Origin of the sequence: Streptomyces sp. NPDC047042 (assembly GCF_040644035.1) — a bacterium.
GTDB lineage: Bacteria > Actinomycetota > Actinomycetes > Streptomycetales > Streptomycetaceae > Streptomyces.
On sequence record NZ_JBEYVP010000051.1, the window covers coordinates 35,260 to 59,692 of the forward strand.

Annotated in this window: 16 protein-coding genes; 10 read left to right on the top strand and 6 right to left on the bottom strand. The window is 71.0% G+C overall.

Annotation, left to right across the window (positions count from 1 at the left end; genetic code table 11):
* Nucleotides 1-196 precede the first annotated feature (196 nt).
* Nucleotides 197-1,942, top strand: coding sequence for a hypothetical protein (locus ABZ855_RS41495; RefSeq protein WP_360816937.1), 1,746 nt, complete (start codon nt 197-199; stop codon nt 1,940-1,942).
* 124 nt (nt 1,943-2,066) lie between these two features.
* Here the strand turns inward: ABZ855_RS41495 and ABZ855_RS41500 are convergent, their stop codons facing one another.
* A complete protein-coding gene (locus ABZ855_RS41500) occupies nt 2,067-5,312 on the bottom strand; it encodes a D-alanyl-D-alanine carboxypeptidase (RefSeq protein WP_360816855.1) in 3,246 nt (1,081 codons plus the stop codon).
* A 224-nt stretch (nt 5,313-5,536) separates the two neighbouring features.
* On the opposite strand from ABZ855_RS41500, the gene ABZ855_RS41505 reads away from it, so the two are divergent.
* The 3 genes from ABZ855_RS41505 (at nt 5,537) to ABZ855_RS41515 (ending at nt 8,770) form a co-directional block, all read left to right on the top strand.
* Nucleotides 5,537-6,292 (top strand): GPP34 family phosphoprotein, encoded by a 756-nt coding sequence (locus ABZ855_RS41505; protein WP_360816858.1) that lies wholly within the window; start codon nt 5,537-5,539, stop codon nt 6,290-6,292.
* 1,180 nt (nt 6,293-7,472) lie between these two features.
* Nucleotides 7,473-8,330 (top strand): helix-turn-helix transcriptional regulator, encoded by an 858-nt coding sequence (locus ABZ855_RS41510; RefSeq protein WP_360816860.1) that lies wholly within the window; start codon nt 7,473-7,475, stop codon nt 8,328-8,330.
* Between the two features lie 230 nt (nt 8,331-8,560).
* Nucleotides 8,561-8,770, top strand: coding sequence for a DUF397 domain-containing protein (locus ABZ855_RS41515; protein WP_319209146.1), 210 nt, complete (start codon nt 8,561-8,563; stop codon nt 8,768-8,770).
* 114 nt (nt 8,771-8,884) lie between these two features.
* Here ABZ855_RS41515 and ABZ855_RS41520 read toward each other — a convergent pair whose 3' ends face one another.
* Complete coding sequence (locus ABZ855_RS41520; protein WP_360816863.1) at nt 8,885-9,766, bottom strand: hypothetical protein; 882 nt, start codon at nt 9,764-9,766, stop codon at nt 8,885-8,887.
* A gap of 124 nt (nt 9,767-9,890) precedes the next feature.
* Between ABZ855_RS41520 and ABZ855_RS41525 the strand changes: the two genes are divergently transcribed.
* Entirely contained in the window at nt 9,891-10,676 is a 786-nt protein-coding gene (locus tag ABZ855_RS41525; protein ID WP_360816940.1) for an SDR family oxidoreductase, read from the top strand.
* A gap of 183 nt (nt 10,677-10,859) precedes the next feature.
* Nucleotides 10,860-12,419, top strand: a complete 1,560-nt coding sequence (locus ABZ855_RS41530; RefSeq protein ID WP_360816866.1) for a sodium:solute symporter family protein — start codon at nt 10,860-10,862, stop codon at nt 12,417-12,419.
* A gap of 752 nt (nt 12,420-13,171) precedes the next feature.
* On the opposite strand, the gene ABZ855_RS41535 is transcribed toward ABZ855_RS41530, so the two are convergent.
* Nucleotides 13,172-15,616 carry a tetratricopeptide repeat protein gene (locus tag ABZ855_RS41535; protein ID WP_360816869.1) on the bottom strand — a complete coding sequence of 815 codons (2,445 nt, stop codon included), beginning with the start codon at nt 15,614-15,616 and terminating at the stop codon, nt 13,172-13,174.
* Between the two features lie 201 nt (nt 15,617-15,817).
* Here ABZ855_RS41535 and ABZ855_RS41540 point away from each other — a divergent pair, with 201 nt between their 5' ends.
* Nucleotides 15,818-16,201, top strand: coding sequence for an SH3 domain-containing protein (locus tag ABZ855_RS41540; RefSeq protein WP_360816872.1), 384 nt, complete (start codon nt 15,818-15,820; stop codon nt 16,199-16,201).
* 78 nt (nt 16,202-16,279) lie between these two features.
* Here ABZ855_RS41540 and ABZ855_RS41545 read toward each other — a convergent pair whose 3' ends face one another.
* Both ABZ855_RS41545 and ABZ855_RS41550 read right to left on the bottom strand, forming a co-directional pair.
* Nucleotides 16,280-17,413, bottom strand: a complete 1,134-nt coding sequence (locus ABZ855_RS41545) for an ADP-ribosylglycohydrolase family protein (RefSeq protein ID WP_360816875.1) — start codon at nt 17,411-17,413, stop codon at nt 16,280-16,282.
* A gap of 183 nt (nt 17,414-17,596) precedes the next feature.
* On the bottom strand, nt 17,597-20,950 hold the full coding sequence (locus ABZ855_RS41550) for a tetratricopeptide repeat protein (RefSeq protein ID WP_360816878.1): 3,354 nt from the start codon (nt 20,948-20,950) through the stop codon (nt 17,597-17,599).
* A 134-nt stretch (nt 20,951-21,084) separates the two neighbouring features.
* Between ABZ855_RS41550 and ABZ855_RS41555 the strand changes: the two genes are divergently transcribed.
* Nucleotides 21,085-21,696, top strand: a complete 612-nt coding sequence (locus tag ABZ855_RS41555) for a DUF2165 domain-containing protein (RefSeq protein ID WP_360816881.1) — start codon at nt 21,085-21,087, stop codon at nt 21,694-21,696.
* Between the two features lie 23 nt (nt 21,697-21,719).
* Here ABZ855_RS41555 and ABZ855_RS41560 read toward each other — a convergent pair whose 3' ends face one another.
* Nucleotides 21,720-22,289, bottom strand: a complete 570-nt coding sequence (locus ABZ855_RS41560) for a hypothetical protein (RefSeq protein ID WP_360816883.1) — start codon at nt 22,287-22,289, stop codon at nt 21,720-21,722.
* Nucleotides 22,290-22,620: 331 nt separating this feature from the next.
* Here ABZ855_RS41560 and ABZ855_RS41565 point away from each other — a divergent pair, with 331 nt between their 5' ends.
* Both ABZ855_RS41565 and ABZ855_RS41570 read left to right on the top strand, forming a co-directional pair.
* A complete protein-coding gene (locus ABZ855_RS41565; RefSeq protein ID WP_360816885.1) occupies nt 22,621-24,009 on the top strand; it encodes a glycoside hydrolase family 43 protein in 1,389 nt (462 codons plus the stop codon).
* 31 nt (nt 24,010-24,040) lie between these two features.
* A complete protein-coding gene (locus ABZ855_RS41570) occupies nt 24,041-24,412 on the top strand; it encodes a VOC family protein (protein ID WP_360816888.1) in 372 nt (123 codons plus the stop codon).
* Nucleotides 24,413-24,433 lie beyond the last annotated feature (21 nt).

A 24,433-nucleotide genomic window follows, 5' to 3' on the forward strand; every position in this document is an offset into this window, starting at 1 on the left:
TGGTCACCACCCGGTCACATGGGGCCCTGTAAACCAACGCCCGGGGTGCGATTAGCGTCTACCTCCACAGGACAGACACCGCCAGGCGTGCGCGCCCGAGCCGAGCCGAGCCGAAACGGAAGTTGCAGTGGCCTTTGCCGAGCTGACCCCACGCAGGCCTGCCCTGCGTGCCGACAAGCCCACGCAGGCGCGTGAGGTGTGGCACGAGCGACATCGGGTGGCCCTGACGGTCACCGCCGGCGCGGTGCCCCTGTACTTCGTGTGGTGGGCGGTCTTCGCGACCGGCGGCGGCGACCTGGCCGCCCAGGTGGCGTGGGCCGAGTTCGCGAAGATGTACCCGAACTCCGCGTACAACCTGTTCTGGTACGGCGGTCTGCACGCGGCCAACTACAGCCTGATGTCCCCGTACCTGATGGCCGCCATCGGGGTCGTCGCGACCACCATGCTGTCGGGGGTCGCGGCCACGGTGCTCGGCGCGGAACTCGTCGCCCGCACAGGTGTTCGTAAGCCGCTGTGGCCGGCCATGGCGGTCGGGTTCTCGCTGTGGTGCCAGGTGATCTCGGGGCGCTCCACGTTCGTGCTGGGCACCGCCTTCGGGATGGCGGCCGTGCTGTCCGTGGTCAGCGGGCGCGGCGCGCGGCACCTCGGCGTGGCCGCACTGTTCGCGACGCTGGCCACCACCGGCAGCCCCGTCGCCGGTCTGTTCGTCCTCGTCGTCGGCGCGGCCTACTTCCTGTCGCGCGACTGGGGCCGGGCCGCGGCCCTGCTGGTGCCCCCGGTGGCCGTCGTGGGCGTCACGACCCTGCTGTTCCCGTTCGAGGGCGAGCAGCCCATGCCGTTCACCCGCATATGGCCGCCGGTCGTGCTGTGCGCGATCGTCGTCCTGACGGCCCCGCGCGCCTGGCGCACACTGCGTCTGGGCGCCGCGGTGTACGCGCTCGGCGTGGTCCTCTGCTACCTGATCCCGACGCCGATCGGTACGAACGTCGAGCGGCTCTCGGAGCTGGCGGCCCCGGCGACGCTGCTCGCGATCATGATGTACCGGACCACCGAGAAGCGGCACGGGGACAGTAGGGACACCGGGGACAGTGGGGACAACGGGGGCGATGGCCAGGGGGACCTCCCCGAGGTGGCCGGCATCCTTCCCCGACTGCCCTTCCCGCTGCCCCTCCCCTGGTTCACGGCCCGGCGGCGCATGGTGGCACTCGGGCTGGCCATGACCATCGCCGTGAGCTGGCTGTCCGGCAAGACGATCGCCGACATCGTCACCAACACGACGGTGCCCGAGTGGGCCGTCAAGACGGACGGCGTCGTCAACGAGCTGAAGCGGCTGGGCGCCGAGGAGACCCGCGTCGAGGTCGTACCGGCCCGCGACCACCGCGAGGCCGCCATCCTCGCCCCGTACATCAACATGGCCCGCGGCTGGAATCGGCAGGCGGACGTCGAGCGGGGCCGGCTCTTCTACGAGGGCCACGGCGGCACCGCCGAGCCCGAGGGCGGCTTCTCCGCCTCGGCCTACAAGGCGTGGCTCTCCCAGTGGGCGGTGGGCTTCGTCGTCCTCGTCAACGGCGAACCGGACGGCCCCGCGAAGCTGGAACACGCCCTGGTGACCAGCGGGCCGAGCTATCTCCAGCCGGTCTGGGAGGACGCCAACTGGAAGATCTACCGGGTCAAGAACGCGACCCCGCTGGTCGACAAGCCCGCCAGCGTGGTCAGCGCCGACGGCGCCAACCTCGTCGTCCACATGCCGAGGGCCGGCGCGGTGACCGTACGGATCGCGTACTCGCCGTGGCTGTGGGCGGAGAACGGCTGTCTGACGGACGACGGCGAGTTCACCAAGCTGACCGTAGAGCAGCCCGGAGACATCCGGATCAGCTCGGCGTACGGGGGGCCGTCGCGGGAAACGACGCTGCGGTGCGAGAAGGAAGAGGACAAGAAGTAGGGGACAAGTAGTAGGGGACAAGTTGTAACTGGCCGCACTGGTCACAGCGAAGCGCCCGTCCCGGTCTCTCCAACCGGGACGGGCGCTTCTCGTTTCTCTTTCCGCTTTCTCTTTCGGCTGATGCTCAGCCGAGCCGGGTCAGCTTCTTGTCGAAGCCGGGCTCGGCCAGGTCCTTCTGGAGCTGTACGGGCACCTTCACCGCGCCGCCCTTGCCGTCGCCCACGGTGAGCGAGCCCACCGGGGTGCCCGCCTTCGCGGAGTGCGGCAGGTCGTCGTCGGCCGCGAACGACAGCTCGACCTTCCGCCCGGCCCAGCCGATCGCCGTGACGTCCTTGGACAGCACGACCGGGGTCCGGCCGCCGAGCCCGTCGTCGACGTACCCGACGACGTCGCCCTTCTTCAGGATCTTCGACGAGAGCAGGGCGTCCCGGGCGGCGATCATCGCCGTCTTGCTGACCGCGTTGACGGTGTCGATGATCGGCGCCGTGTGCTGGCCGAGGATCGCGCCGACGACGATGGCCGTCTCGCCGCCGACCTCCTTGGTCGCGGCGAAGAGCAGGTTGCCGCCGGCGGCGGTGGTGGTGCCGGTCTTGATGCCGATGGCACCGTTGTAGGGGACGAGACGGTTGAAGTTGTCCCACTTCTTACCGGTGTGGTCGTACCAGACCGGCAGCTTGGTGATGGCCATCAGGGCCGGCATCCGCACCAGCTCGTTGCCCAGCTTCACCTGGTCCTCGGCGCTGGAGACGGTGGTCTCCTTGAGTCCGGAGGCGTCGGTGTAGGTGGTGTTCTTCATCCCGAGTTCCTTGGCGGTGTCGTTCATCTTCTTGATGAACGCCGTCTCGGTCCCCGAGTCCCAACGTGCCAGCAGTCGCGCGATGTTGTTCGCGGACGGGATCATGATGGACGCGATGGCCTGCTGCTCGGTGAGGACGTCACCCTTCTTGGCGGTGGTGAGGGTGGACTCGCCCTGCTTCCAGTAGCCCGCCTCCTTCTCCGCGAGCGCGTCCACGGGGATCTTCGGACCGTCCTCGCCGGCCTTCAGCGGGTGGTCCTTGAGGATGATGTACGCGGTCATCGCCTTGGCGACGGACCCGATGGCGACCGCCTTCTGCTCACCGAACTTCCCCATGGTTCCGACACCGTTGACGTCCATCCAGCCCTGCCCTTCGGAGGGCCACGGCAGTGCGGCGGCCGTTCCGTCGAAGGTGTAGGAGTCCTTGGCGGTCAGCGTGAGTTCGGGCGTGGGCAGCGGGCGCAATGCCTGTACGACCGCAAAGACGATCGCCAACAGGACGGCCACCGGCGTCCAGATCTTGATGCGCCGCGCGATCGACCGCACCGCGGTGTTCCGGGGCGGCGGCGTGTTCGTCAGCTCGGCGAGCAGATCCAACGGCGGCAGCGGCGGCAGGGGTTGCTGCGTCGTCCGCTCGGGCCCGACCTGCGGAATCGCGGCGGTCGCCTCGGCGACGGGAGCCTTGGGCGGCGGCGCGGCCGCACGCCGGGCCGCGGGGCCGGCGCCGACCGCGGGGGCGTTGGACGGCTCGCCGGCGGGCGGAGGCTTCCGTGTGGCCGGGTCGTCGAGCTGCTTCAGGGCTACGAATTTGCTGGTGCGCTCAGAAGGGGATTCGACGCGGGCGGCGGCGGGGGTTGCGGGGTCGGTGGCCGCGTCGGCGCCAACTCGCCCGTCGGGGCCGACGTTGGCGGCCGCGTCGCGCTTGTCGCCCTTGCGGTCGTTGTCGCTGTTGCGGCCCTTGTCGTCCTTGCCGCCTGTGCCGTCCGTGCTGCCCTTGTCGCTCTTGGGCTTCGCGCCTGGGACGTCGCCCAGCTTGAGCATGGTGGTCGGCTGGTCGACCGGGGGTGCGGCGGGGGGACGCACGGCTTTGAAGATGGCGGTGGGTTGGTCTACGGGTGGGGCGCCTACGGATGGGGCGTCGGCGGGGGGTTGGTCGCTGGGGGTCCGGTCGGAGGGCGACTGGTCCGCAGGGGTGCGATCGGCTGGCGACTGGTCCGCAGGGGTCTGGTCCGCAGGGGTGCGGTCGGCAGGGACCCGGTCGGCGGGGGTGCGGTCGGCTGGCGACTCGTCCGGAGGAATCTGGTCGGCAGGAGTGCCGTCGTCGGGGGTGTGGTCGACAGGGACCCGGTCGGCAGGGGTGCGGTCGACTGGCGACTCGTCCGCAGGGGTCTGGTCGGCAGGGACCCGGTCGGCGGGGGTGCGGTCGACCGGCGACTCGTCCGGAGGAATCCGGTCGGCAGGAGTGCCGTCGTCGGGGACCCGGTCGGCGGGGGTGCGGTCGACAGGTGGCTGGTCCGCAGGAGCTGCGTCGGCAGGTGGCTGGTCCGCAGGGGCCCGGTCGACAGGGATGCGGTCGGCCCGGATGCGGTCGGCAGGTGACTGGTCGACGGGGTCCTTGGGAGCCGCGCCTCGGGGTTCCTTGTCCGGTGCCTCTTCCGGAGCGTCGGCCGGGTCCGGGTGGGAGTCGGCGCGCGGGTCGGCTTCGCCATCGCCATCGCCATCGGCTTCGACGTCGGCTGCGGCTCGGGTTCCGGCATCGCCCCCGGCTTCGGCTTCGGCTTCGGCTTCGGCTTCGACGCCGGCTTCGGCTTCGGTGATCGCGTCCGGCTCGGACTCGGGCTCAGGCGCAGACGTGGCGTCGGCGCTGGGTTCTGATGCAGCCTCAGGCTCGGGCTGCGACGCGCTCTCCTGTGCGCCGTTCGGCTCAGAGGAGTCCTCGCCGGAGCCCCCGGAGGGCCCCTCAGTGGCCCCAGGTGCCCCGTCAGCGGCCTCGGAGGGGGCGGATGGGCCCGCGTCGCCCTCAGGCCCCGTAACCGGCTCCTCGTCGCTCTCAGGGGCTTCGGCCGAAGCGTCCGTCTCGGGACGGGCCTCGTCGGCGGCATCCTCGACGCCTTCGGGCTCCTTCGCCCCACCGTCACCCTCACCCTCACCCTCACCCGCGACCCACGCGGCCACAGCCGCACGCAGCCGGGTGCTGCCCGTCCCGTCGGTGCCGTCGGCCTTCGCGGCGTCCTCGGGCTCGTTCGCAGCCGCCGAGGGCATGTCGGGGTCGAGGTCGGCGTCGATCTCGCCCTCCGCGTCCTGAGCGTCGGCGCTCGAGGTTTCCGCACCCGTGCCCGCGTCGCCCTTGGCGGGGAGCGGCGGGCGGGAGAAGACCCGCGTCGCCGTGTCGACGCCCCCGCGTGGCGCGGACTCCCGGTCCCGGGCGACCGCGAGCCGTGGGTCACGTGCCCCGGCGCCGGATTCACCCCTGGCCCCGGGAACCGACCCCGCGCTCCCCGACGTCGGTTCTTCCGACGACTCGCGCTGCTTCGACCTGTCGGGGGACTCGCCCGCCACCGATGCCTCCTTCATGCGCCGCACGCTCTCCGTGCGAGTACTGAACGTGAACCGTGAACCGTCAGACGCCGCCCGAACGACACTGTCCGAACGAGCTACCAGTGTCCTGTGCGCAGCATTGACTCCTGCGGTAGACGAGAACGACATACCTACTGGTTCCACTACGAACCGGTCACGCCCTCTCGACAGATGAATGTGAGAGGGGTCACCCTGTCATTCATCCACGCGGGGAGGCATGGATGGGCAGGAGCCGCAGATCAATTCCGGAAGAGCTTCTTCTGCTGGCGTTGGACCCGGCCACGGGTACCACCGCACAGCCGCAGTCGCTCGACCTCGGTCTGGCCGGAGCACAGCTAGTGGAGCTGGCGATGGCCGGACGGATAGCCCCGGACGGGGATCGTATCGCCGTGGTCCAACCACGGCCGACTGGAGATCCAACACTCGACTGTGCGTTGGAACTGCTTCGCCGACGCGGAGCACCCGTACGCGCCGTCAACTGGATTGGCGGGCCCCGCCTGGGGCTGCGTCAGACCTACCTCTCGCATCTCGAACGGTGCGGCATGGTGCATGCCGTGGCGGGACAGATGTGCGGGGTGCTGCCGACGACTCGCTATCAGGCGACGGACACGGAGATCAGCCGGGAGATCAGAACCCGACTGGACACCGCCATCCGTACCGGCGTTCCGCCGGACCCGCGGACGGCGGCGCTCGCCGCGCTGGCCCATGCGGTCGGTCTCGGCAAGCACCTGTATCCGGGTAACGAGGGACGTTCGTCCCGCTCCCGGCTGCGGGACCTGATCCGGCACGACCCCATGGGCGGTCTGGTGGCCCACGCTGTCATGGACGTGCAGAACGGCGTCGCGGCCCAGCCGCGTCGCAGCCCGGCACCGGCCGGCCGTCAGGCCGCCCCCGGAGCCAGGTCGGCGTCGGAGCCCGCACGCGGCGTTCCGATGCAGCCGCACCGCGGAACCATGGCGCGCGCCGTGGCTCACTGAGCCGCAGTCCCACGACGCCCGCAGGATCCGCACCACGCAGGACATCAAGACGCCGTACCGCAGTCCCCAAGACCGGTCCGGGAGCCGCTGGCCGCGCGGGTCGGTGAGGAAGCGCAAGGAAGTCCACGAGGACTCCAACCGCCCCTCACCGCCCCGCGCGACCGCATGCCCGCGCCCGGCGCGGCGCGGCGCGGCGCAGCCAGGACGGCCGGTACGGGAACGGCCCTGTGAGCGCGACCATTTGCCGCAACCGAACGCGCCCAAAAACGCGCCCAAACCGGCACCAGGGCTGGGCGCCTCCGACCAAGCGGGCCCCTGACCGATCAGCCTGGCCGGACCCTTGGCCGACAGGCCCGGGCGGGCACCTGACGAACGGTTGGGCCGAGCGTCTCGGACCGGTCGGCCTGTCGGAGCACCCGAGCCGGGCGGCCTGGAGCGACAGCGCGAGCCGGACGTCCTGAACCAACCGGCCCGCTCAGGCGTCCCGACCGAGTGGCCCGGGGCCGCAGACCGAGCAGTTGGGCCAGGCGTCGCGACCCGAACGGCCGGACGTGACGGCCCGCACCGAGCGCACGGCGCGCGGCGCTGGGGGGGTGGGTCGCGCAACCCGGCGCTCACGGGGTGCCGCCGCGCCCACCCGTGCCGCCCTAGGCGGCACGCATGCCCGCAGCGGCGCGGACAGCCCGGACCAAGCAACCTGCGCAGGCACCCCGACCAATGGCTCGGCCGGGCAGCCCGGGCCGGAGCCCGGACAGGGCGTCGCCAGCCGGGCAACCCGGGTAGGGCAGCGCCAACCGCGCAGCCCGGGGCCGAGGACGCGCCGCGCGGGCCCGGGGACGGGGACGCGCCGCGCGGGCCCGGGGACGGGGACGCGCCGTGCCGAGTCGCGCCCGCTATGCCGCCCTACCCCCCGTACCGCCGCCCACCGCCAGCCACCCGCCGCCCGCCGCCCCTGCCGTCGACACATGGCGTCCGGCACATGCGTACGCGGCGTTCGTCCGGAGTGGGGCCGAAGGGTAAGCGGAATTCGTTGAACTGGCGTGTACCGGGCGCATATCTCCCGCCTAGGCACCGCATATCCGCAGTTTCCCAGCGGTAGCACGCGCCTTGGTGGCAGTCTGCTCAACAGCAGATACGGAAAGTGGCAAGTACAGGCACGCAGCCGGAGGTGCACGTTCCCATGGCGTCCAACGTCAATCCCACCGTCAGGCGACGCCGGCTGGGCCAGGAGTTGCGCAGGCTCCGCGAGCAGAAGAACATGACGGCCGAAGAGGTCGCCGAGCGGCTCCTGGTGTCCCAGTCGAAGATCAGCAGGCTGGAGAACGGCCGCCGCAGCATCAGCCAGCGCGACGTCCGAGACCTGTGCGGAGTGTACGAGGTCGAGGACCAGCGAATGGTCGACTCCTTGATGGAGATGGCCAAGGACTCCCGCCAGCAAGGCTGGTGGCACGCCTTCGGGGACGTCCCGTACAGCGTGTACATCGGGCTGGAGACGGACGCGGCGTCGCTGCGCGTGTACGACCCCCAGGTGATCCCTGGGCTGTTGCAGACCCGCCCGTACGCGGAGGCGCTGATCACCGGCGCGTTGCCCGAGACGTCGTCCAGCGACATCGACAACCGCGTCCAGGTGCGCCTGCGACGGCAGGAACGAATCACCGCGCTGGAGAACCCGCTGCGCCTGTGGACGGTGCTCGACGAGGCCGCGCTGCGCCGGGTCGTGGGCAACAAGCTGCTGATGCGGGAGCAACTGGAGTCCCTGGTCGAGCAGTCGCAGCTGCCGCACGTCACCGTGCAGGTGATCCCCTTCGACATGGGCGCGCATCCGGGCCTCAACGGCCAGTACGCGATCCTGGAGTTCCCCGACGCGGCCGATTCCAGCGTGGTCTACATCGAGGGCGTCACCAGCGACCTCTATCTGGAGAAGGCGCAGGACGTACAGAAGTACAGCGTCATGTACGAACACTTGCGGGCACAGGCCCTCAACGTGGAGCAATCCCGGCAATTCATCGCGGACTTGGCGAAAGAGTACGCACGCTGACGCCCTGGAGAAGCAAGGGACGCACAGTACACCTCCGCATCACGCCAGAGGAAGAGCCCGCTGGTATATGCCACCCAGTCGAGTGAACGGTTGGTCCGCATAACGGTGTTGGCGAGTAGCGTCGATCAGGCCATCGAGAAACAACGTTGGCGCAAACCGTGCCGTGGGCTCCGCAGGGAGCCCTCCGGTCGGCGACAGCAACTCTCACCACTGGTCAAAGCGGAGCGAACATGGCAATTCAGCAAGGCGCCACGAGCACCTGGACGAAGTCCTCGTACTCCACTGGCAACGGCGCGTGCGTCGAGGTCAAGTCCCCGATTCACGCGGCGATGGCGGTCCGGGACTCCAAGGTCCCGTCCGGTCCGACGCTGGCTTTCCCGGCCGACTCATGGAACTCGTTCGTGGCAGAGGTCAGCCGGGGAGCGTTCGACCTCATCTGATGGTTCACCGCCACTTTCCACAACTCCATAAGCACCGCAGGAAGAGCCCTCTCGACTGGCCCGCCGTCCTGGCCGAGGGGGCTCGGCCATGCCCGGCCCCGGTCACCCGAGCGGTCACCTGAGCTGGTCCACGTACCGGTCCGTCCCCGGCACCGTGGGGATGAAGGGTGCGATCAACTCCACCCGCCCCAGGCCGACTTCAGTGACCGCCTCCTCCAGCCCCGTGAAGTACGGCTCCCAGCACGCCCGTGGATCCGCCTCCAGGAACCACAGCAGCGTCAGCCGTACGTCCACGCCCTCGACCTGCTTCACGTACGTCATACGGTCACCGGGCAGCGGAGTCGGCCGGAAGACGGTGACCATGGCCGCGGGGGAACCGGCCAGCCGCTTCGGGAGGTGGCGGGCGCACAGCCACTCCAGCAACTCGCCGCGCTGCTCCGGGGTTTCGGCGTCGATGACCTGCAACACCAGCCCCGCGTAGGGGTGGTCGAGGGCGTGGAAGTCGCGGGGCCCGGCGGCACCGTCCCGGTAGACCGTCGTCTCGTGGTCCTGGAACGCCGTGAAGACGTGGGTACGGTCGTGATAGACGCGTGCGTCGCGGTTGAGGCGTTTGTTGATGCCCACGGTCCAGCGCATGTGGTCGGCGTAGCGGCCCTCGGTGATCCAGTACGTGGAGAGGTAGCAGCCGGCGGTGACCGGCTGTGCGACCGCCGACTTCTCTGGCCGGCGCAGGAGTTGGAGGTCCCGGGGCGCGACCCAGCGGCGACCGGAGAACATCCAGGGCATGGCCATCGCCCCGGCGTAGTAGTGGTCGTCCTCGTACCAGCGGTTGTAGGCGTACTCGTGGCCCGGGTGCGGTTCGACCATGGTGATGAGCGCGTGGCCCGGCCGGACTCCGTACGGTCCGACGGCGGCCAGCTCGGCGTACGTCTCGCTTCGGGTCCCCTCGGCCTCACTGCGGGTCTCCCGCGCCTCACGGCGGTTCTCCTCGGTCATCGCCTTCCCCTTCCTTCCTCTTCGCCCTCTTCCTTCCTCCTTCGGACGCCCATACTCTGACGCTCCGTCAGCTAATCCGCCAGGGTCGAGGAGGGCTTTGATGTCGATGCGGATGCCGATGGCGATGTCGCTGCTCGCAGGGAAGACCGTCGTCGTTTCGGGAGTCGGTGCCGGGCTCGGGCGGCAGGTCGCGGCGGCCGTCGTGCGGGACGGGGGGAACGCCGTGCTCGGGGCGCGCACCGAGGCGCACCTCGTGAAAACCGCCGCCGAGCTCGATCCGGACGGGACGCACACGGCGTACCGGGCGACCGACATCACCGACGAGGAGCAGTGCCGGGCGCTGGCCGCGCTGGCGTGCGAGCGGTTCGGAGGGATCGACGCGGTCGTCCAAGTCGCCGCCTGGGACAGCTACTTCGGGGGGATCGAGGATGCCGACTTCGACAGCTGGGCCGGGGTTGTCGATGTGAACCTGCTGGGCACGCTACGGATGACGCGGGCCTGCCTGCCGGCGCTGAAGGAGCGGGGCGGGAGTGTGGTGTTCATCGGTACGCAGTCCGCCGTGGCGGCCCCCTCGCAGGTGCGGCAGGCCGCGTACGCCGCCTCCAAGGGGGCGTTGACGAGCGCGATGTACTCGCTGGCGCGGGAGCTCGGCCCGCATCGGATACGGGTCAACACCGTGCTGCCGGGGTGGATGTGGGGGCCGCCGGTGGAGGCGTATGTGCGGTTCACGGCCCAGGGGGAAGGGGTGTCGGAGGCGGAGGTGCGGGGACGGCTGACCGAGCGAATGGCGTTGCCGGAGCTGGCCACGGACGGGGATGTCGCGGACGCGGTGGTGTTTCTGGCGTCGGAGCGGGCTCGAGCCATCACCGGGCAGTCGTTGCTGGTGAACGCGGGTGAGCTGATGCGGTAGCTGATATTCCGCCAATCTTTGAGCGGTCGCTCTGAGTTCATGGACATGAACCGAAGTCAGTGCGGCGAACTTTTTTACTCCCTCTTGACCATCCGGGCTGTTGTCGCTGCCATGCCCGCGAATCGAGTATGAGCGGGCTCGACACCCCCGCTCGACTTGCTCGACGCCCCTGGGAGGGAGCACATGAACGGTCTCGACTGGGCCGTGCTCATCGCTTATTTCGGTGTGATGGTCGCGATCGGTGTCTGGTCCCACAAACGGGTCGACAACGTCAGTGACTTCTTCACGGCGGGCGGAAAGATGCCGTGGTGGCTGTCCGGCATCTCCCACCACATGTCCGGATACAGCGCGGTGATGTTCACCGGTTACGCCGGTATCGCCTACACGTACGGCGTGACGTCCTTCGTCACCTGGTCCTTCCCCATCGCGCTGGGCATCGCCATCGGCTCCAAGCTGTTCGCGCCGCGCATCAACCGGCTGCGGTCCCGGCTCCATGTGGCCTCCCCGCTGGAGTACTTGAAGAACCGGTACGACCTGAAGACACAGCAGGCGCTGGCGTGGTCCGGGATGCTGCTGAAGATCGTGGACGTGGGCGCCAAGTGGGCCGCGATCGCGACCCTGTTGTCCGTCTTCACCGGCATCTCCCTCAACCAGGGCATCCTCATCACCGGTGCGATCACGGCCGTCTACTGCACGATCGGCGGGCTCTGGGCCGACGCGCTCACCGAGTTGGGGCAGTTCGTCATCCAACTCCTCGCCGGTATCGCGATGTTCGTGGCTGTCGTCGCCAAACTCGACGACCACGGAGGGTTCTTCGGGGTCTGGGACGAGCCCGCGCTGCAGGGGCACGGGAAGCCGCTGGTGGGCCCGTACGGCACGGTGTTCCTGCTGGCGTTCCTCTTCATCAAGCTGTTCGAGTACAACGGCGGCATGCTGAACCAGGCCCAGCGGTACATGGCGACGGCCAGCCCTCGCGAGGCCGAGCGGTCGGCGCGGCTGTCGGCGGTGCTGTGGCTGGTGTGGCCGCTGGTGCTGTTCTTCCCGATGTGGATGTCCCCGCTGCTGGTCGAGTCGCAGAAGACGGACGGGTCGGACTCGTACGCCCTGATGACCGAACAGCTGCTGCCGCACGGGCTGTTGGGCCTCGTCATCGTCGGGTTCTTCTCCCACACGATGGCCATGTGCTCGTCCGACGCGAACGCCATCGCCGCCGTCTTCACCCGTGACTGCGCGCCGGTGATCTGGAAGCGGGCGCGGACGTGGACGGACTCGTCGGGGCTGGTCGCTGCGCGGGTGACGACGGTTGTCTTCCTCGGGCTGTCGATGGCAGCGGCGACGCAGGTCAACTCCCCCGCCTTCAAGGACATCATCACCGTCGTCATCAAGTGGGTGGCCGGTCTGATGGGTCCGATGGCGATCCCGATGATGCTGGGGCTGCTGCGACCGTTCCGCCGGTCGGGGCCGACGGCCGCGCTGGGCAGCTGGTCGATGGGGTTGCTCGCCTTCTGGCTGGTGAACTACCCGATCAACTGGAACGTGGACGGCGGGGTGCCGCTCCAGTACCAGGTGTCGATCCCGCTGGCCGTGTCACTGGTGCTGTACATCCTGATCGGCTTCCTCCGCCCCGAGGACACCCCGGAGAGGCTGGCGATCATCGAGACAGTGAACACGGACGGCGACGAGAACGCGGCAGCCCGCGTACCCGCGCCGGAACCGGCGGACGCAACACCTGGCTCGAAGTAACCCCCAGGCTTCCGGACCGCCAGCACCTCGTGGCGCCCCGGAAGCCGCATCGGGGCCCGGGCAGGACAGTGCCGGCCGGGCCGGGGGGCCAGGCCCGATAGGACCAGGTGCGAGGCCCGGTCGGCCGGGGGCCAGGCCCGGTAGGGCCGGAGGCCAGGCCCGGTAGGGCCGGAGGCCAGGCCCGGCAGGGCCGGAGGCCAGGCCCGGTCACCGGTTGCGCTGTCCGGTGAGGTCAGGTGCGACACCCGGCCGGGTCGGACGCGGCATCCCCCCACCGGGCGCGCCGCCCAGCCACGCCAAACGCCACCCCCGCTCAGGTCGGGCACGACACCCCGCCGCCAGGCGCACTGCCCGACCAGGTCGGGGACGGCCTCCGCCCACCGAGTCCGCCACCCAGCCACGCCCAGCGCGACATCCAGTCACCCGGCACACTGCCCGGTCACACGAGGAGCCACCTCCGGCCGGGCGGAGCACGACATCCGGTCGGGCAGCCGCGCCGCCCAGCCACGCCACCCCCGCTCAGGTCGGGCACGACACCCCGTCGCCAGCGCAGTGCCCGACCAGGTCGGGGACGGCCTCCGCCCACCGAGTCCGCCACCAAGCCACGCCCAGCGCGACATCCGGTCACCCGGCACACGGCCCGGCCACGCGAGGTGCCACCTCCGGCCGGGCGGAGCCCGACATCCGGTCGGGCGGGCGCGCCGCCCGGCCACGCCACGCCGCACCTTCGGGCCCGCGGGTGCGGTGGGCGGTCATGTCAGGTGCAGCGCGTCGTCCGGTGGTTTCGCATTCGGGGACGCGTTCGGGGTTTGCAGTCCCCGTAGGCGGGCGCGGATGCGGGCCGCCTCGGTTTCTTTGTGGCCCAGGCGGTCCAGTAGTTGCAGTGCCTCCCGCCAACAGGTCGCCGCTGTCGCGTGGTCGCCGAGGGACAGGTGTGGGTCGGCCAGGTGGTCCAGGGTTTCCGCGATCTCGCCCAGGTCACCTCGCTCGCGGCGCAGGTTCAGGGAGCGGTTGAAGCAGGTGATCGCCTCCTGGTGCGCGCCCAGGTGGTGGTGGGCGCGGCCCAGGCTGGTCCAGGTGGCGCCCTCGCCGTCGCGGTCGCCCAGTTCCTGGAGGATGCGCAGGGACCGTCGGCAGTAGTCGACGGCCTGCCGATGGTCGCCCAGCAGGGACAGGTGCCAGCCGATCTGGTTCAGGACCCTGCCCTGGCCGATGCGGTGTCCGGCGCCCTGGAACAGGATCAGCGCCTGTCGGGCGAGGTCCAGCGCGTCGGTGTGCCGGGCGCGTCGGCCGAGCACCGCGCTCATGTTGCGCAGCGCCTGTGCCTGGCCCACCGGGTCGCCGAGTTCACGGCTGAGGCTCAGTGCCCGCCCGAGATGGACGAGGGCGTCCTGGTGGCGGCCCTGGCGGGAGCGGACGCGGGCGAGGTTGCGGCGGGTGCGGGCCTCGCCGACGGTGTCGCCGGCCCGTCTGGTCGCGTCCAGCGCCTGCTGGTGCGTGGTGACCCACTCGGGCCAGTGCCCGGCGAGGTCGAAGAACGCGGCCATCGTCCAGGCCAGTTGCCAGGCGTGGGTCTCGAAACCGGCCCGGGCGGCCTGCTGCACCGCCGCTGTCAGGTTGGGCAGTTCGGCGGTGAACCACGCCAACGCCTCCGCCGGGGAGTCGAGTTGGACTCGTACGACCGTGTCGTCCGGGTCGGGCAGGGCGATCGGGTCGCGGTACCAGCTGAGCGCCTCGGACGCCGTGGCCGCCGTATGGAGGTAGTGGTCGAGGAGGCGGCGGAGCGCGGCGCGTCGGTCGGGCTCCGGGTCGTGCTCGTGGGTCAGTTCGGTGGCGTAGGCGCGGAGCAGGTCGTGGAGGGTGTAGCGGCCCGGGGCGTGCTGGTTCAGCAGGTGTGCCCGGGTCAGTTCGGCCAGGTGGGGGCGTAGCCGCTCGGGTCCCAGACCGGTCAGACCGGCCGCCGCGGGGGCGCTGATGTCCGGCCCGGGCTGCGGTCCCAGGAGGCGGAACAGCCGGGCTGCCTCGGGGCCGAGGCGGTGGTACGACCACGAGAAGACCGCCCGTACGTCCGTCGCGGGGTCGTCGTCGGTGAAGGGGTCCAGGGCGCCCGTACCCGTGGCGCGGAGTTCGCCCGCGAACTCGGCCAGCCGGAAGTGCGGGTCGGTGGCCGCGCGGGCGGCCACGATCGACAGGGCGAGGGGGAGGCCGGCACAGCGGTTGATGATCTCCGTCACCGCCTTGGGATCCTCCGCCAGGCGGGCCGGGCCGAGCCGTCCGGCCAGCAGTTGTCTCGCCTCGGCCGTGGTCAGGAGGTCGACGCGGAGCGGGTGGGCGCCGTCGGCGGCGACCAGGCCGGTGAGCTGGTTGCGGCTGGTGACCAGGGCGAGGCAGCCGGGGGCGCCGGGCAGCAGGGGCCGGACCTGTTCGGCGTCCCGCGCGTTGTCCAGCAGGACGAGCAGCCGCTTGCCCGCGCACAGACTCCGGTACAGCCCGAACTGCGCCTCGGTGCCCGCCGGGACCCGCTCGGCGGGCACCTCGAAGGCGTCCAGGAACACCCGTACCGCCTCCGCGCTCGTCATCACCGCCCCGGTCGGATGGAAGCCGCGCAGGTTCACGTACAGCTGCCCGTCGGGGAACCGGGCGGCCACCCGCGAAGCCCAGTGCACCGCGAGGGCCGTCTTGCCGACGCCCGCGGTCCCGGCGATGGCGGAGATGACGACGGCTTCGCCGGCGTGCGGTTGCGATTCGTCCGCGCCGCCGTCCAACAAGGCGTCCAGTGCCGCCAGTTGCGACGCACGGCCACTGAATCCCGGATGCGCGGGCGGCAGTTGAGCCGGAATCGACTTCGCCTCCGGGTAGGAGGAGTACGAAGGAGTCGACGGGTACGGGGCGTACGACGAGTGCGCCACGTAAGACGACTGCGACGACTGCGACGGGTGCGACGGGTGCGACGGGTGCGATGCCAGCGTCGGCGTCTGAGACGCGACGCCCGTCGCCGCCCGCTGGAAGTCCTCGAGGTCCGTTCCCGTCAGGTCCAACGCGTCGGCCAGCCGCCGTACGGTGGCCGGTCTCGGGTGTTCGATACGGCCCGTCTCGACATGGCAGATCGTGCGCACGCTGACGCCCGCCCGCTCCGCCAACTCCTCCTGCGTGAGCCCCAGTCGGCGTCGCCGGTCGCGCAGCACCTCACCCAGCATCGGAAACCCCCCTGGCCCCCGCAGCCCGTTCGGCCCCCACCCTCCCATCCCGCCGCCCCCGTCGGGTGAGAGCACATCCGGCCACTTGCGGGAGCGATTACCGGTCAGTTGCCGGTCAGTTGCGTGTCACGTTCCTGGTTGCGCACGGTGTCGCGCTGCGACTGTTCGCATACGTCATCGCGCCACGCACCAGGAGGAAAAATGATCGCGATATCGAGGTCCAGGCTGAAGAGAAGCGGAATCGCGGCCGCGGCCGTGACCGCACTCGCCGTTCCGCTGCTCGTGGTCGCGACCGCGGGGCCCGCCTCCTCGGCGGCCTACTGCGGCCGGACCGCCCCCGACAAGGACGACAGGTCGTGGCCGCAGCAGACGGCGGGCGTCGCCGCGAACCAGCGCAGCGGCTCCAGCACGGCCTGCGGGAACACCGGCTACGCCGACAATCGCAACGTCCTCGACTACCACTGCTGGACCGCCGGCGAGAACGGCACCTGGACGTACGTCCGCAACGACACCGACGGCACCGCCGGCTGGGTCAAGGACACCCTGCTGCCGGACAACGGCTCCAACGTGTGGTGCGAGTTCTGATCCGGAACCCGCAGCGCGGGGATTCGTAGGGCTGGGACTCCTGGCGCAGGGAATCCCAGCGCCCCGCCCCGGGCCGGCTCACGCGCGCGGATACCGCGTGAGCCACCCGGTGGACGACCCCGCCGGACCGTGCAGGGCCGGCCCCTGAGTCATCTCCATGGCGAAGTCGTCCGCGAGGACGAGCATCGTCGGACGGCCCTCGAGTTCCGCCAGCCAGGCGGGCGGGAGGGCCGTCTCGCCGTGCAGGGCGCCCAGCAGGCCGCCGGTCAGGGCGCCCGTCGCGGCGGACGGGCCGCCGTGGTTGACCGACAGGGACAGCCCGTGCCGTACGTCCTCCCCGACCAGCGCGCAGTACACCGCCACAGACAGGAGGCCCTCCGCCGTGCAGGCGCCGGCCAGGTCCGCGACCCGCGCGGGGGACGGGATGCCCTGGCGTACGGCGCCCAGTGCTCGTTGGAGGGCCTCCGCCACCGGCTGGTGGCCTGGTCGGGCCGCCAGCAGGGCCAGCGCCCGCTGCACCGCCGCGTCGAGGCTCTCGCCGCGCGCGAGGCCGTGCACGATCACGGCGTACGCGCCCGCCGCCAGGTAGCCCGTCGGGTGGCCGTGGGTCTGCGCGGCGCACTCCACCGCCAGCTGCATCACGAGCTGCGGCTCCCAGCCGACCAGGAGCCCGAACGGGCCCGAGCGGGCCGCCGCCTCCACCCCCGCCTCGCCGGGGTTCTTGGGCGCGTCCAGGGTGCCCATCGTCTCGTCGCCGAGGCCGAGCAGACAGGCCAGGGACGGGTCGCGGCGGGCGTACAGCCACTCCTCGCGGGCCAGCCAGCCGTCTTCCTTGCGGCGCTCGTCGGGCCCCCAGTCGCTCTGGGTGGCCGCCCAGCGGCGGTAGGCGCGGTGCAGGTCGGTCGGCGGGTGCCAGGCGCCGGTGTCGCGGCGCACCTGGGCGCGGATCAGGCCGTCCAGGGTGAAGAGGGTGAGCTGGGTGAGGTCGGTGATCGCGCCGCGTCTGCCGTAGGCGAACGCCAGATCGGTGAGACCGTCGACGCCGTACGCCTCCTGGACGGAGTCCAGGGTGAGTCCGTCGAGTGGGGCGCCCAGGGCGTCGCCGAGGGCCGCGCCGAGCAGGGTGCCGCGGACCCGGCTGCGGAAATCCTGCTGTTCGGAGCGGCCCCAGATGGCGCCGGACGCGGCACCGGTCGCGCCACCGGATGTCATCACACCCACCTCGGTCCTCCCTCACAGCAGCGTTCGTACGATTGACAGCTCAGCACTGTAATCGACCGCGAACGGTCTGTTCAGAGCCCGGATTGGTATGCGGAATGTGGCATGAGTGGGCATGACTCGACATGAGTGATCCCGGCTGGTCACCAATCGAGCCTTTCCCAGCGCGAGCCTTTCTCAGCGTGCGTACCGCCGGCGGATCCCCTCCCGGGCCTCCCGCACCCGTTCCAGTCGTACGGCGATCCGCTCCTCGTCCTCCGGCGAGCCGCCCCGTGCCCGCGCGACCTCGCTCAGCAGGTCGGCCAGCCACGCCACGTCCATCCACTCCCGCGTCCCCGTGAGCAGGCCGGCGAGGTGGTCGTCCAGGTCCGCCCAGTCGCCGAGGCCCGCCGCGATCACCGCGTGCAGGAAGTCGGAGGCGCCCTCGGTCAGGTCCCAGCCCGCGGCCAGCCGGTGCGCCTCGCGCCAGACCGGGCGGGCGGCCTCCGCGCCCTGCTCGCCGCCGACCGCGAGGGCGAGGCAGAAGGCGCCGCCCGCCTCGTGCAGGGCACGCATCCGCTCCGCCGTCTCCCGGGCCGCCGCCCACTCCCCCGCCTGGCGCTGGGCACGGGACAGCTCCTCCAGGCCGGCCGGCTCCGCGAGCCCGTGCCGCGCGGCCCGCCCGAGCGCCGCCGCCGCGTCCTCGTGGCGCCCGTCGAGGAGATGGAGCTGCGCGAGGGTGTGGTGCGCCCACGCCAGGTCGTCGCCGATCACGAGATAGCGGTGGAGATCGGTGCGCGCGTCGTCGGGCCGGCCCACCGCCAGGAGGGTCATGATCCGGCGCATCAGATGCCAGGCGCCCTCCGGATCGAGCGCGACCACCCGGTCCAGATCCGCCAACGCCTCGCCGTACAGGTGCAGTTCGTGCAGTACGGCGCCCCGGCAGCCGATCGCCCACACGCTGTCCGGGTACAGCGACAGCGCCCTGTCCAGGTCCGCGCGTGCCTCCTCGTACCGGCCCAGGCAGCGCAGTGCCTCGCCCCGGTTCCACAGCGCCCACGCGCTCTCCGGCTCCAACTCGACGGCCCTGTCGGCGTCTTCGTACGACGCCTGGTACGACTCCTCGTTGCCGTCGGTCCGGCGGTGCACGACCGAGCGCTGCACCAGCGCCCAGGGATACTCCGGATGCAGCGAAAGCGCCCTGTCGAGATCGGCCAACCCCCGTTCGTGGTCCCCGAGTCGGCTGCGGGAGACGCCCCGGCTGGCGTACGCCGACGCGTAGTCGGGGTCGAGTTCGAGGGCCCGGTCGTAGTCGGCGAGGGCCTCGGTGTCGCGGCCTGCGACGCGGAGGGCGTCGCCGCGCTGGCACGAGACCCAGGCCAGCTCGGGGCCGAGGGCCACCGCCCGGTCCAGGTCGGCGAACTGGCGGTCGTGATCGCCGCGCGAGCGGTGCACCCGGGCCCGCCGGACCAGCGCCCACACGTGCTCGGGGTCGAGTTCGAGGGCCCGGTCGAGGTCGGCGAGAGCCTGTTCGGTGTCGCCGGTGCCGTGCCGGGCGACGCCGCGGGAGGCCCAGGCGCCGGCCAGGTCGGGGCCGAGGACGACGGCCCGGTCCAGGTCGCGGACCGCTTCCTCGTGGTGGCCGAGGATGCGGTGGTAGTCGCCGCGTACGAACAGCACGCGGGCGGTGTCGGGGGCGAGTCGGTCGGCCCGGTCGAGGTCGGTGATGGCGGCGGCGTAGTCACGCCGTTCCGCGAGGGTGACGGCCCGGCCGTAGTAGGCGCGCTCCAGCTCCGGATCGAGGGCGACGGCCTGTTCGTACTCGCCGAGGGCCTTCTCGTACTCGCCGCCCAGCCGCAGTTCACGCCCGCGCAGCATCCGCGCGACGGCCTGCCCGCCCACGTCGAGCCCGGCCCGGCCGAGCAGCAGCGCGAGCGCGCCGAGCACCCCGCCGGTCTCCTCCTCCGACAGTACGGCGATCAGGTCGCGCCCCCAACTGGCAACGCCAGGCGCCTCGTTGTCCTCGCCGGCCTCCACCAGGACGCGCGCCCACCGCCGGGCGACCACCTCCCCGTGGTCGCACGCGTCGACGCCGTCCCGCAGGACGACGGGCAGCGCGGTACGAGGGGACGCGCACAGCAGGTGGTACGACTCCGCGAGCCGAAGCTCACGCCACTCCTCGTCGCCCCACAACTCGTCGGCACCGAGCGGGACTTCGGCCTCCGTCCGCCAGCGAGCGAAGGTCTCGGCGAGCCGGGTGTGGCGTTCGGCCCAGCCGCGCGGGGAGCGGCGGCGCTGGAGCCGGAGCATCGGCGCGCGGACGACGTCGTGGTACTGGATCCGGTCACCCCGCTCGCTGACGAACGGCAGCGACCTCAACCAGCCGAAGAGCGCGTCGAGTTGGGCCTCCTCGCAGGTGACGGCGGCGCGGAAGACGTCCGCGTCCAGGCGCCGGGGCAGGGCGCAGGCGAGGGCGGCGGCCTGGCGTACGGGGTCGGTCTCCCACTTGAGGAACCGTTCCACGGCGGTGGCGCTCGGGTCGCCGACGTCGTCCGGGTCGGTGGGGCGGGCCTCGGCGAGGGTCGACACCAGGACCGGCAGCCCGCCGGTGAGCCGCAGCACCTCCTCGACGACCGGCTCGTCCGTCACGCCCTTGTCGGCGAGCAGTCCGCGCGCCTCGGCCTCCGTGAACGGCCCGAGCGGCACCTCGGTGACGAAGTCGGCGAAGCCGCCCCAGCGTCCGGTGTCGAAGGGGCGCTGACCTGCGGTGACGAGGACGAGGTTGGCCGGGAAGGAGAGGTCGCCGTAGCGGTCGGTGGTCATGATGTCGTGCAGCCACCCGTCGAGGAACGGGCCGGTGCGCTCGTACGTGTCGAGGAACAGGACGATCCAGGGCACGTCGGCGCAGATGCCGTCCAGCTCGGCGAGCAGCACCGGGGTGAGGACCCGCTCGGGGGCGAGGACGAGCTGGACGTCGTCCTGGTTGCGCAGCCGGGCGGCGATCCCGGCGCGTACCCGGTCGGCGCCCTGGGCGATCCGGTCGGCGTCGAGGGCACCGGCGAACGGGCCGACGACGGGGATGAGTCCGGCGCCGACCAGCCCGATCCGGGCGGCCGTCAGACTCCCGGCCGAGGGGCTTCCCGCCGAGGGTCCCTCCGGCTGCGGTTCGAGGCTCGCGACGGCGGACTCCGCCTCGTGCCGCCGCTCACGATGGGCCGCGAGCAACCGCTCCAGCTCCTTGAACCGCCGCCCTTGGGCCGCGAACTGACGGCACATCACCGCGAGCGCCTCCGGGACGCTGCCGGCGCCCTCGTCGACGTAGGCGGTGAGCGCGCCGCGTTCCTTGGCCTGCTGCTCCAACTCCCTTACCAGGAAGGTCTTTCCGACCCCGGCGTTGCCGTGCACATGGAAGCGGAAGCGGTGGCGTTCGTCGTCCGGCGGCAGGTCGAAGTTGGCCCGGAACGCGGCGCGTTCGGCTCCCCGGCCGACGAATCCGGCGCGCCGGCGCTGCTGGATCAGCTGCCGCATCGACGGCCGCGGGGCCTGAGCCATCCGTACGTCTCCCTGTGTTGTGACGAGCCTCTTGGTACGTCCATCAGTCTGGCCCAACTCCCCTACGGTGAACGGGAGGTCAACGGGAGTGGGGACGGTGGGAGGCCGCCTGAGCCGATCCATAGAGTTGCACCATGACCACAACAGGTACCCCCCACCCCACTCGTACCGCTCCCCCCACACATACCGCGCTCACCCTCGCCGCGACCCTGCTGACGGCGACCGTCGCGCTCTACATCGCCCTGGTGGCGCTCGGCAACATCACCGACTTCGACTCCAACCAGCAGTTCGTGCGCCATGTCCTGGCGATGGACACCACGTTCAAGGACGACGACCTGATGTGGCGGGCGATCACGTCCAAGGGCCTGGCGGACGCCGCGTACGTGGCGATCATCGCGTGGGAGACCGTCGCCGCGCTCGTCCTCGTCGCCGGTACATGGCTGTGGGCGACCCGCGACCTCGAACGGGCGCGGCGCGTCTCGACGTACGGCCTGCTGATGCTGATGCTGCTGTTCGGCGCCGGTTTCATCGCGATCGGCGGTGAGTGGTTCGCGATGTGGCAGTCGGAGGACTGGAACGGCCTGGAAGCGGCGACGCGGGTGTTCCTGCTGAGCGGGGTGGTGCTGCTGGTGCTCCACCTGCCGGACCCCGCGCGTGCGGCTGCGACTGTGGCTGCGCCTGCGCCTGCGCCTGCGCCTGCGCCTGCGCCTGCGCCTGTTGAGCCGAAGGCCGGGGCCCAGGAGTAGGGAGTAGGGAGTAGGCAGTCGCGCTATTTGACGACCGTCACCGCGGTCCCCGTGTCGCCGAAGGCCCACAGGGCGGTGCCGTCCGCTTTGGACATGCGGATGCCGCCCGTCTTGGCGCCGGACGCGGCGGGCGGCGGTGACGAGCCGTCGACGGCGTTGGAGAAGGCGATCGACAGCCCGGAGCCGGTGGCGAAGAACATGACGTGCTCGATGGCGACGCCGTCGGAGCCGGTACGGGCGTCATCGCGCTCCCCCACCGAGTAGCTGCCCGGTTCGGGGCTCACCGAGCCGGGCCAGACCACGAACGTACGGCGGGTCTGCCCGCTCGCGTCGACGAGCCAGACCCGCTTCTGCCCGAGCGAGTAGACGACCCGCCGACCGCTTCCGGACCCGTCCGGAACGCGTGTCTCGGGGGCCTGGCTGGGCTTGGCGGAGGGCTTCGCGGAGGCGTGCGGGCTGGGCTTGGCGGCGGTGACGTGGGGTTGCGGACCCTGCTCGGCCTGCACCGCCAGAGCGGCGACCACGGCGACCGCGCCCAAGGTCAGACCGGTGACCCAGACCGATGAGGGAAGCCGTCGGGCAGCCACGGTCACGCATCTCCTCAGCTACGGAACCCGCCGCCGGGTCCTCCGCCGGGGGTCGGATCATCGTACTCCGGCGTGGGGTCCGGCCTTGGCCGCAAGGGCGCCGGGGACGGACATCCGGCGGGTGACGAGGGCCGCAACGAATTCACCCGGCGTCGTCAGAGTGATTGACGAGCAGGGTGGGGCGATCTACCTTCTGATCGATCTTCCGAACCTAGTTCGAGATTTCGACCAATTCCCCCCATCTGGCTGCGACTTCATGTCCCCGAGCACCCATACGTGCATACGTGTCGCGCAGCCGCTCACCCCGCTCCTGGACCCGCACCGCTTGGAGACACAGATGAGCGCGAAACCCCAGCCGTCCCGCCGCCTCTTCCTCGGCATGGCCGCCACCGCTCCCCTCGCCGCGTCCGGCGTACTGACCCTGGGCGCCGGCACCGCCCACGCGGCCGACTCGGCGTACGTGATGTGCTACTTCACCGAGTCGACGAGCCTCGGCGCGGGCACCGACTACGGCCTCCATCTGGCCGTCAGCACCGACTCGCTGAACTGGACGCCGCTGAACCAGAACAACCCCGTGGTCACCCCCACCGCGGGCGCCCTCGGGCTGCGCGACCCGTTCCTCATGCGCAAGCAGGACGGCACGTTCGTCGTCCTCGCCACCGACCTCAAGGGCACGGACTGGTCGTACAACAGCCAGTACATCCACGTCTGGGACTCCGCCGACCTGCGCACCTTCACCGGCTACCGTCGCCTCAAACTCCATGACATGACCACCCACAGCTGGGCGCCCGAGGCGTTCTGGGACGCGGGGCGGGGTCAGTACGCGGTGATCTACTCGGCCGTCAACTCCAGCGGCCACAACGTGATCATGGTCAACTACACGAGCGACTTCGTCACGGCGTCGGCGCCGCAGGTCTTCTTCGACCCCGGGTACGACGTGATCGACGGCGACATGGCGGTGGGCGTCAACGGCTACAACTACCTGTTCTTCAAGAAGAACCAGACCCTCGTCTCCGCCCGCTCCACGACGCTCAACCCGGGCAGCTTCACCGAGTACAGCGCCGGGGTGTCACACGGCGGCACGGAAGCCCCGACGGTCTTCAAGTCCCTCTCGTCGAACACCTGGTACATGTGGGGCGACACCTACACGCCCAACGGTGTCTTCTACGCGTGGCAGACCAGCGACCTGGCCTCGGGCACCTGGACGGCGCTCGACCAGAAGACGTACACCCAGCCGGTCAACTCCAAGCACTGCGGCGTCGCGACGATCACGACGACCGAGTACAACAACCTCCTCACCAAGTGGGGCTCCCCGGCCTGGAACCGCCTCAAGTCGTACAACTACCCGGCCCGTTACGTGCGCCACGCCAACTACATAGGCCGCATCGACGAATACCCCTTCGACCTCTACACCGACTCGGAGTGGAAACTCGTCCCGGGCCTGGCGGACAGCACCGGAATCTCCTTCCAGTCGGTCAACTACCCCACCCGCTACCTCCGCCACTACAACTACGCCCTCCAACTCGACGTCAACGACGGCACGTCGACCTTCGCGGGCGACGCGACGTTCTACCGCACGGCGGGCCTGGCGGACAGCTCGTGGTCCTCCTTCCGGTCGTACAACAACCCGACGCGCTACATCCGCCACTCGAACTACGTACTGCGCATCGACCCGATCTCGACGACCACGGAGAAGCAGGACGCGACGTTCCGGGTGGGGTACTGAGGTCGTCGGAAGGCTCCTCTACGATGCCGCGATGCAGCCACACTTCACCGGTACCTGCCTGATCACCAGCGATGTCCCCGCCCTGGCCGCCTTCTACGCTGCGCTTCTGGACGCAACGGTCGAGGGCGGGGACCCGTTCGCCAAGGTGTCCGTTCCGGGCGCGGTCCTGTCGTTCTTCTCCGTCCAGGGAATGGAGTCGATGGTGCCGGGATCGGTGTCCGGCGCCGCGAGCGGGGGCTTCACCCTGGAGTTCGAGATCAGCGACGTCGACGAGCGCCACGAGGGGTTGCTGGACAGGGGAGTTGAGATCGTCAAGCCTCCGACAACCCAGCCGTGGGGCCGCCGGTCCATCTGGCTGCGCGACCCCGACGGCAACCTGGTCAACCTCTATCAGCAGACCTGACGTCAGTGACTACGAGCGCCG

Bases quoted from the DNA above. Each gene is read 5' to 3' on its own strand.
- ABZ855_RS41500 (WP_360816855.1), bottom strand. From the start codon at position 5,312: ATGAAGGAGGCATCGGTGGCGGGCGAGTCCCCCGACAGGTCGAAGCAG.
- ABZ855_RS41505 (WP_360816858.1), top strand. From the start codon at position 5,537: ATGGGCAGGAGCCGCAGATCAATTCCGGAAGAGCTTCTTCTGCTGGCG.
- ABZ855_RS41510 (WP_360816860.1), top strand. From the start codon at position 7,473: ATGGCGTCCAACGTCAATCCCACCGTCAGGCGACGCCGGCTGGGCCAG.
- ABZ855_RS41515 (WP_319209146.1), top strand. From the start codon at position 8,561: ATGGCAATTCAGCAAGGCGCCACGAGCACCTGGACGAAGTCCTCGTAC.
- ABZ855_RS41520 (WP_360816863.1), bottom strand. From the start codon at position 9,766: ATGACCGAGGAGAACCGCCGTGAGGCGCGGGAGACCCGCAGTGAGGCC.
- ABZ855_RS41525 (WP_360816940.1), top strand. From the start codon at position 9,891: ATGTCGCTGCTCGCAGGGAAGACCGTCGTCGTTTCGGGAGTCGGTGCC.
- ABZ855_RS41530 (WP_360816866.1), top strand. From the start codon at position 10,860: ATGAACGGTCTCGACTGGGCCGTGCTCATCGCTTATTTCGGTGTGATG.
- ABZ855_RS41535 (WP_360816869.1), bottom strand. From the start codon at position 15,616: ATGCTGGGTGAGGTGCTGCGCGACCGGCGACGCCGACTGGGGCTCACG.
- ABZ855_RS41540 (WP_360816872.1), top strand. From the start codon at position 15,818: ATGATCGCGATATCGAGGTCCAGGCTGAAGAGAAGCGGAATCGCGGCC.
- ABZ855_RS41545 (WP_360816875.1), bottom strand. From the start codon at position 17,413: ATGACATCCGGTGGCGCGACCGGTGCCGCGTCCGGCGCCATCTGGGGC.
- ABZ855_RS41550 (WP_360816878.1), bottom strand. From the start codon at position 20,950: ATGGCTCAGGCCCCGCGGCCGTCGATGCGGCAGCTGATCCAGCAGCGC.
- ABZ855_RS41555 (WP_360816881.1), top strand. From the start codon at position 21,085: ATGACCACAACAGGTACCCCCCACCCCACTCGTACCGCTCCCCCCACA.
- ABZ855_RS41565 (WP_360816885.1), top strand. From the start codon at position 22,621: ATGAGCGCGAAACCCCAGCCGTCCCGCCGCCTCTTCCTCGGCATGGCC.
- ABZ855_RS41570 (WP_360816888.1), top strand. From the start codon at position 24,041: ATGCAGCCACACTTCACCGGTACCTGCCTGATCACCAGCGATGTCCCC.